Source organism: Granulicatella sp. zg-84 (assembly GCF_010892375.1).
Taxonomy (GTDB): domain Bacteria; phylum Bacillota; class Bacilli; order Lactobacillales; family Aerococcaceae; genus WM01.
The window spans coordinates 21,059-30,175 of sequence record NZ_WNJX01000021.1 but is presented as its reverse complement, the minus strand read 5'-3'; the positions used below and the strand labels follow the sequence as shown (position 1 = coordinate 30,175).

Sequence of the window (9,117 nt, the reverse complement as noted above, 5' to 3'; positions counted from 1 at the left end):
GTCAATAATTTTTTTGTATAATAATCCATGAGAAATACCTCCTTGTTTAATTGTGGTGATTTAATCATACAGGTATTTCTCTTTTTTTGTCCACTTTTATATACAAAATCGTGTTGGTGGATTATTCCCACCAACACGATTTATTATAGAGCCCAATTTTTTTGTATAATAATTCATGAGAAATACCTCCTTGTTTAATTGTGGTGATTTAATCATACAGGTATTTCTCTTTTTTTGTCCACTTTTATATACAAAATCGTGCTGGTGGATTATTCTCACCAACACGATTTATTATAGAGCCGAAAAAAGAAGGAGGTAAACATGCGAATAAATGATTTTCATAACGTTTTAGAACTTGTAAAACAAGATGTCCTGCATAATGAAGCAGAGTATCTAAAGCTCTTAAAAGTTGTCGGAAATAATCAAAGATACGACTTTAGAAGTCAATTAAGTATCTATGATAAAAATCCTGAAGCGACAGCCTGTGCCAAGTTCGACTATTGGAGGGAACGCTTTAACCGAACAGTTATGCGAGGACAGAAAGGGATACCAATTTTAGAGGACTATGGCACATACAAAAAAGTGGCATATATTTTTGATATAAGCCAGACAGTTTCAAGAAACAGGGAGGTCAATGAAGTCAATCTTTGGAGATATGATAAGGAAGCTCATAGGGATGTCTTAAAGGAAATGATAACAAGAGAGGGCTATGAGGAAAGTGAAAGCACCTTAGAAAATATCTTTTCTTTAAGTAAACTTTACGGTGATGAAAAGATAGACAGCCTTATGAATGAGCTTAGAATAGCTGATGAGGATAGAATATCCTTTACCAAATTTGTTAGGGACTCAGCGAGTTATGCAGTAGCTTCAAGATTTAAGGTAGACTATCCTGTGGATAATGAGCTTTTAAGAGAAAATTTTCAAAGACTTGGCAGTATATCCCTAATGAGTCTTGGTGAAACCGTATCGGATATTAGCGGAAAGATTATTGATGAAACTATTCAAAGAAGCAAAGAGCTTGAGCTTAAAAAAGAAGTTTTAAGAGGTAAAGAAGCAGGATACAATAGGATTAAAGAAGAAATTGAGAAAGGAGATAATAATGTACTTCGACGAGATGATCAGAAAAGAAATGAAAATGAGCGAGTTCTCAGAAATGGAGAGTACGGACGAGATAATAGAGAAAATCAGGGAGAATACGCTAAACAGCTTGGAGGAACAGATGGACTTCATAAGGGAGTATCCGAATCCGACCTACGCAGTGATGAGGCTGGATTATTTATCACAGAGAGAGGAGCAGAGCCACTTCGAGATGTTAGTGGATCTATACAAGGAGAAGAAGCTGACAGGACACCTGATGGATATTCAGAAACAAGCGATAGAGTTTATGAGAACGGAGAAGCCGAAATTGATGAAGGCGTGGAAGATAGAGGACGAGAACCATCCACAGTATGGGGCGATGATTTCAGCTCTGAAGGAAATGACAATCAAGGAAGTAGTGGAAATTTAAAAGATAATACTAATGTAGAGTTAAAAGAGGCTGAAAAGGCTTCTTTTTCTTTACCTGAAAATACCTACGGACAGATGAGGCTCACAATTCCGCTTAATGAAAGGGATATAGATACTATCCTTATTAACGGAGGAAATCATGATGGAAGTAGACTTCCTGTTATCGCTGAGTTTTCTAAAGGAAAGAGCAATGAAGAATTGGGAGATTATCTAAAAAATACCTTTAGAGGAGGAAATGGATTTTACATTGATGAAAGAGAAGTATCTTCCTGGTATTCGGATAAAGGCATTCATTTAGCTTATGGAACTTCTGCAAGAGAAGATGATACGCAAATTTTAAGCTGGAGTGATGCAGCAAGTAGAATAAATGAGCTTCTTGATAGTGGTAAGTTTGCTACAAATGTAGATCTTTCTGAGGCTCTTGATTATGAAAGAAATCGGATTTCAGAATCACTATGGTATCTAACGCATGATTTAAGCGAAGAAGGACAAGCACAGGGATATTTTGAACTATTGAAAACAAGTGGAGGAGGCTTTCCGGAAGAAACGAAAAGGTTGTCTGAAGCATTAAAAAATCCTGAATACTTAAAGGAAACAATCAAAGAATATGGCAGATTTTTAGGGGGATACAAAGAAAAGAGAAATGTATTAAGGTTTCACTATCACAAGGTAGATAGTCTATATAAGAGGTTACAGGAACTTGAGCTGCCACGAAAGGAATATAGTACCAATCTAACAGAGCTTCCAAAAGTAAAGTCCTTTATTACAGAAGATGAAGTCCTTGAAAATCTTTCAAGAGGAAGTGGCGTCGATAGAGGAAAAGAGCGAATAACAAAGTTTTTCAAAGAAACTCATACTTTGCAGGAAAAAGCTAATTTTCTAAAAGACGAATATGGCATAGGTGGTAGAAGTCATGCAGTATCAGGTGCAATGGGAAGTGATGAATGGCACGATGCAAAGGGACTTAAATTACAGAAGAATAATTGTAATGATGTTTTCCTTACTTGGTCAAGTATGGCAAAGTATATTGACGAGCTGCTTTCTAAAAATCTTTATCTTGAAGAAAAGAAAATAGAAAGTAAGTCAGAGATAGAAGAAGCAAAAGCACCGCAATATTATTCTAAAGATAATCCTGAAAACTTAATGACTGATGAAATGCTTGAAAGAGTACCTGAACTTTACGCACAGGAAGATGTAGCTTTAGCGGATAAAGAGGTTCATGCAGCATATATTATTCCTTTCCGTTCTAACTGGACTTGGTATATGACGGAATATGACAGGGAAAGTAAAGATGCTTTTGGACTTGTACTTGGGATAGAACCTGAATGGGGATATTTTAATCTTGAGGAGTTAAAGGAATTAAATGTCCAAAGGCTTGTTTTAGAGGATTTTCCAAAGACCTTTAGAGAACTTAAAGACAGTGAACTTAAAAAGCAGATGGATGAGCAGGAGCTTCATCATGTCTTTAATGGAGAGCTAAGTTTTGAGGAGAATAATACAGAGTTTGAAGCACCTGAAGAAGTAGAAAAAAGCATAAAAGCAGAACCTTTTCAGGCTACCTTATTTGATTATCTAAAGGAAAAAGAAGAAGTAGAGCTTAATGAAAAAGAGGACAGCCTTTCAGATGAGTTTGCAGTTAAAGAAGGCGATACCGTCTATTTTAATCATGTGGAGTACAAAGTAAGAGAGCTTTCTAAAAATCAAATTACAGGAAGAAATGATTTATGGCTTGATCCTGTAAGACAAGGTAATCATCAAATCCCGATTGTAGCCTTTACAGATAATGAGGATTTATTAAGACAAATAAGTCTTGAAAGACCTGAATTTATCATCGGCGATGAAGTGAACTATAAGGGGAAAGACTACACCATCACACGCTTTGATGATATGGGAAATAACTTAAAGACGGTAACAGTTAAGGATAATACCGAATATCTTGGCGGTATGATAACAGGCTCCGATGTAATTCCTTATCGTCTTGAAAGCGATCTTGAGAGAGTATTTGAAAATCTGACATATAAAAAGCCTGAAACTATTGCTAAAGAAAGTGAAATAGAGAGAACAGAAGCTCATAACTTCAAGATTACGGAAGAAACATTACCTGAAAAGTTATCTCCAAGTGAAAGGCTAAATAATAACCTTGAAGCAATTTCCATGCTTAATAGAGTGGAGAATGGGCAAAGAGAGCTTGACAGTACAGCTCAGAAAGTTTTAGCAAGGTATGTAGGCTGGGGTGGACTTGCTGATGTATTCGATGAAGAAAAAGGCGGACAGTGGAAAGAAGCGAGGAGCTTTCTAAAGGAAAACTTATCTCAGGCAGAATATGAAGCTGCAAGAGAATCTACCCTAACGAGCTTTTACACACCGAAAACTGTTATTGACGGCGTATATAAGACACTTTCAGATATGGGATTTAAGAGCGGAAATATCCTTGAGCTATCAATGGGCATCGGAAACTTTATAGGAAATCTTCCTGATGAAATGCGTAGGTCAAAGTTTTATGGTGTAGAGCTTGACTCTATAAGCGGTAGGATTGGAAAACTTTTATATCCTGAAAGTGATATACAGATTAAAGGACTTGAAGAAACTTCCTTTTCCAATAACTTCTTCGATGCAGTTATCGGTAATGTTCCCTTTGGAGAATATAAGGTCAATGACAGGGAGTATAACAAAAATAACTTCCTTATCCACGATTATTTCTTTGCCAAGTCTATTGATAAAGTCAGAAACGGCGGCGTCATCGCCTTTATCACATCAAGTGGAACAATGGATAAAAAGGACGAAAGTGTCAGACGTTATCTTGCAGCAAGGACTGAGTTTTTAGGAGCGATAAGACTTCCGAACGATACTTTTAAGAGTGTTGCCGGAACAGAGGTAACAAGCGATATTATCTTTCTAAAGAAAAGAGATAGCGTATTAGAGCGTGATGAAGATTGGATACACCTTGCGGAAGATGAAAACGGTCTTGTATATAACAAATACTTTGTTGATCATCCTGAACAGGTACTTGGCTCAATGCGTGAAGTAAGCGGAAGATTTGGAAAAACTCTAACTTGTGAGCCGATAGCTTATTTAGGCACAGAGCTAAATATGGCTTCATTGAAGGATCGTATCGAGATTGCAAGAGAAAGAATTTCAAAAGATGCCAAGTATGAAGAAATAGAGCTTTTAGATGATGAAATCACTTCAATCCCGGCAACGGATGATGTAAAGAACTTCTCTTATACCTTAATTGATGATGAAGTCTATTACAGAGAAAACTCCCTATTTGTAAAGAAAGAGTTAACGGATAAAAACAAAGAAAAAATCAAGGATTATCTTGAGCTGAATGCTGCCTTAAAAGATGTGATTTACAAGCAGAAAGAAGATTTTAGTGAGGAAGAAATCAAGGCTTCACAGGAAAAACTAAATGAAGTCTATGATCGTTTTTCTAATAAGCATGGCTTTGTAAATAATTTAAGCAATACCAGAGCTTTAAAAGAGGATAGCAACTTTCCACTTGTTTCCTCCATTGAAATCCTTGATGAAGAAGAAAATTTCAAGGCAAAGGGAGATATTTTCTCCAAAAGAACTATTACAAAGGCTAAAGTCATAGATCATGTTGATACTTCTTTAGAAGCCCTTGTTTTATCGGTATCTGAAAAAGGATATGTAGACTTTGACTATATGGAAAGCCTGACAGGTAAAGACAGACCGACTTTGATTGAGGAACTTAGGGGAGAGATTTATCTAAATATCAGAGAGGAACAAAACTTTTATAGACCACTGTCTTTTAACTTGGAATATGGAGATTTACCTTTTGCTTGTGCCAATGATAGCAACTCCTATAAGTATGGCTATGTAACAAAAGATGAGTACCTATCAGGAAATATCAGGGATAAGATTGCCATCGTAGACAGCTACTTTGCAAAGCTAAGACAAACGGAAAGAGAACTCCCCCATCTTGGCTATGCAGAAGATGGTAAAGAAAAAGAACTGATTAGCTATGAGATGAATCGTTCGGAATACCAAAAGGCTGAGCTTATGAAAGTTCTCCCAAAGGAGCTTGAAGCAAGTGAAATCAATGTGCGTCTTGGTGCAACTTGGATACCGATTAAAGATATTGAGAAATATATCTTTGAAACGCTGAAAACCCCGGGATATGCAAGATGGGATATTAAGGTTAAGTTTTCAAACCTGACAAGTGAATGGAATGTAGAAGGTAAAAGTAGGGATAGAGGAAATGACCTCGCTGAAATGACCTATGGTACATCAAGGGTAAATGCCTATAAGCTGATTGAAGATGCTCTAAACCTTAAAGAAACAAAGGTATTTGACCAGATTGTAAATCCGGACGGTTCTAAAACTTCTGTCCTAAATAAAAAAGAAACCATGCTTGCAGGACAAAAGCAGGAGTTATTAAAAGAAGAATTTAAGAACTGGATATTTAACGATCAGGAAAGAAGAAACCGCCTTGTAAAACTGTATAATGAGCGTTTTAACTCGATAAGAAACAGAGAATATGACGGAAGTAATCTTTCTTTTGAGGGAATGAATACTAAAATAGAACTTAGACCTCATCAGAGAAACGCTATCGCACGAAGTCTTTACGGAGGAAATACCCTGCTTGCTCATGTCGTGGGTAGTGGAAAGACTTTTGAGATGGTAGCTTCTGCAATGGAATCTAAAAGACTTGGAATGTGTAGTAAGTCCTTGTTTGTTGTACCCAATCACTTAACAGGACAAATCGGTCGTGAGTTTATGCAGCTCTATCCGTCTGCGAACATTATGGTGGCTGATAAGAAAGACTTTGAGCCAAAAAACAGAAAGAGATTTATCGGGAAGATTGCCACAGGGGAATATGATGCCGTTGTTATCGGGCATACGCAGTTTGAAAAAATCCCTATGTCTAAGGAATATCAAGAGAAGCATATTCAGGATCAGATTGATGAAATCATTAACTATGTTGAGGAATATAAGCATGATAGAAATCAGAACTTTACGGTAAAGCAGCTTGAAAAGACGAAGAAGAAACTGGAAACAAGGCTCGAGAAATTAAATGACGATTTTAAGAAAGATGATGTCATTACCTTTGAGGAATTAGGAGTTGATAAGCTCTTTGTTGATGAAGCACACAACTACAAAAATCTTTATCTTTATACAAAAATGCGTAATGTTGCAGGAATCGGTCAAAGTGAAGCCTTTAAGTCCTCCGATATGTTTATGAAATGTAGATACATGGATGAAATGACAAATGGAAAAGGCATTGTCTTTGCAACGGGAACTCCTGTATCAAATTCTATGACTGAGCTTTATACCATGCAGCGTTATCTTCAGTATGAAAGCCTAAAGAAAAACAATCTGGAGCATTTTGATTCTTGGGCTTCTACCTTTGGGGAAACACAATCTGCTTTTGAACTTTCTCCGGAGGGAACAGGGTATAGAGTAAAAACTCGTTTTTCGAAGTTCTATAACCTTCCTGAACTAATGTCAATGTTTAAGGAAGTTGAAGATATTCAGACAGCAGATATGCTAAATCTTCCAACACCTGAAGCACACTATGAAGTTATTAAGACCTTGCCAAGTGAGGAGCAAAAGGAAATCCTAAAGAGTTTATCTGAAAGAGCAGATGATGTGAGAAATAGGGTGGTAGAGCCTGATGAAGATAATATGCTAAAAATTACTAATGACGGTAAAAAACTTGCTTTAGATCCGCGTTTAATCAATCCTCTGCTACCTGATAATCCTGACAGCAAGGTAAATGTCTGCGTGAAAAATGTGTTTGCCATTTGGGATAAGACAAAAGAAGATAGGTCAACACAGCTTCTATTCTCTGATATGTCCACACCGAAAGGTGATGGAGAGTTTAATATCTATGATGATATACGGGATAAACTTGTAGCAATGGGAATACCGAAAGAAGAAATCGCCTTTATCCATGAAGCAGGTTCCGATAAGCAAAAGGACGAGCTATTTGCAAAGGTAAGAAAAGGAGATGTGAGGATATTGATCGGCTCTACTCAGAAAATGGGAGCCGGCACGAATGTTTAAAACAAACTGGTTGCAATTCATGACCTCGATGTCCCTTGGCGCCCTGCTGACCTTGAACAGCGTGCGGGTAGAATTGTAAGACAGGGTAACGAAAATGAGAAAGTAAATATCTATCGTTATGTTACAGAGAACACATTTTATGCCTATTTGTGTCAGACGATAGAAAACAAACAGAAATTTATTTCACAGATTATGACTTCAAAGACTCCTGTTCGTGTGGCGGAAGATGTAGATGAAAGCAGTTTAAACTATGCAGAGATTAAAGCTCTTGCTACAGGTGATCCTAAGATTAAAGAAAAGATGGATTTGGATAACGAGGTTACGAAGCTGAAGATGTTGGAATCAAACTATAAGTCCAATCGTTACAGATTAGAATAAGGTAGCGAAAAACTATCCGGAAGAAATTGCAAGAACGGAAAAGCTAATAGAAGCTGTAAGGAAAGATATATCGGAAGTTGAACCTAAAGAGGAAGGAGAGAAAAGTTTACTTCCATTACCCTTTTTGGAGAAAAGATTACCGATAAGAAGTTAGCTGGAGAAAAGCTGCTTGAAGCCATTTCCAAAGTGAAAATCAATGGAAGCAAGATTATCGGCAAGTACAGAAATATAGATTTAGAGGTAAGCTACAACTTTTTTACCAATGCCCATGACTTTAGCTTAAATGGTGCTACAAAGTATTCAGGAGAGCTTGGAACGAGTGCGGACGGTAACATTACAAGACTGGATAACGCTCTTGAGAAAATGCCTGAGAAATTAAAGAGGCTTGAAGAAAAGCTCATCAGCACAAAAAAGCAGCTTGAAAATGCCAAAGAGGAATTAAAAAATCCGTTTGAAAAAGCTGATGAATTAAAGAGTAAGGTACTTCGCTTGGCAGAACTGAATAAGCTGCTTGACATTGGAGATGTTGAAGAAAAGAGAAATGATAATCCACTTGTAGAAGATGTAAAAAGAGCAATTATTGATTTCTGTAACAGAGAGTACAAAGAAAATCATAGTTATGATGACTTTAACACCTTGTATCCTGATTTGAAGCACATAGGCATTGCCTATACGAATACGCCAGATGAAAGACATGGTATTCAGTATGAGCTTAATTTAGAGGATAATACATGGACACAGTATATTGATGATATACCAATAAAAACAGAGAGCTTTGATTATGAGAACAAGGGAGAAAATGAAACTCTAAAGAACATAAAAAATGAGATTGAGCTATCTTCTTTTGAAGATTTAGTCTATGTGGATTCTGAAGATTTAAGAGCAGCACTTGGACTTGACATTGATGATGAAGGTAACTTTTATGATCTACTTTCTAAAGACCTTGATAATGATGGAATTACTGACAGATATGACAATGACTTTAAGGACAGCGACTATTTTGAGTCAACTTATGATGTGGAGGACAATCTGTATACCAAAGAGGAAGCCACACAGAAAACGGGTGATAAGCCATCTATTTTAGGTCAGATAAGAGCTTATCAAAATGAGAGCAAGACAGAGGAAAAACAAATTACAAAAGAACAGGAATATGTACGATAACGGGAGGGCAACCTCCCTTTTACCATGAAAGGAGATAAAAAC

Annotated in this window: 1 pseudogene; it reads left to right on the top strand. The window is 36.8% G+C overall.

From position 1 onward, the window contains the following. Nucleotides 1–321: 321 nt before the first annotated feature. Nucleotides 322–9,075: pseudogene (locus GMA06_RS05890) on the top strand (helicase-related protein). Nucleotides 9,076–9,117: the final 42 nt, after the last annotated feature.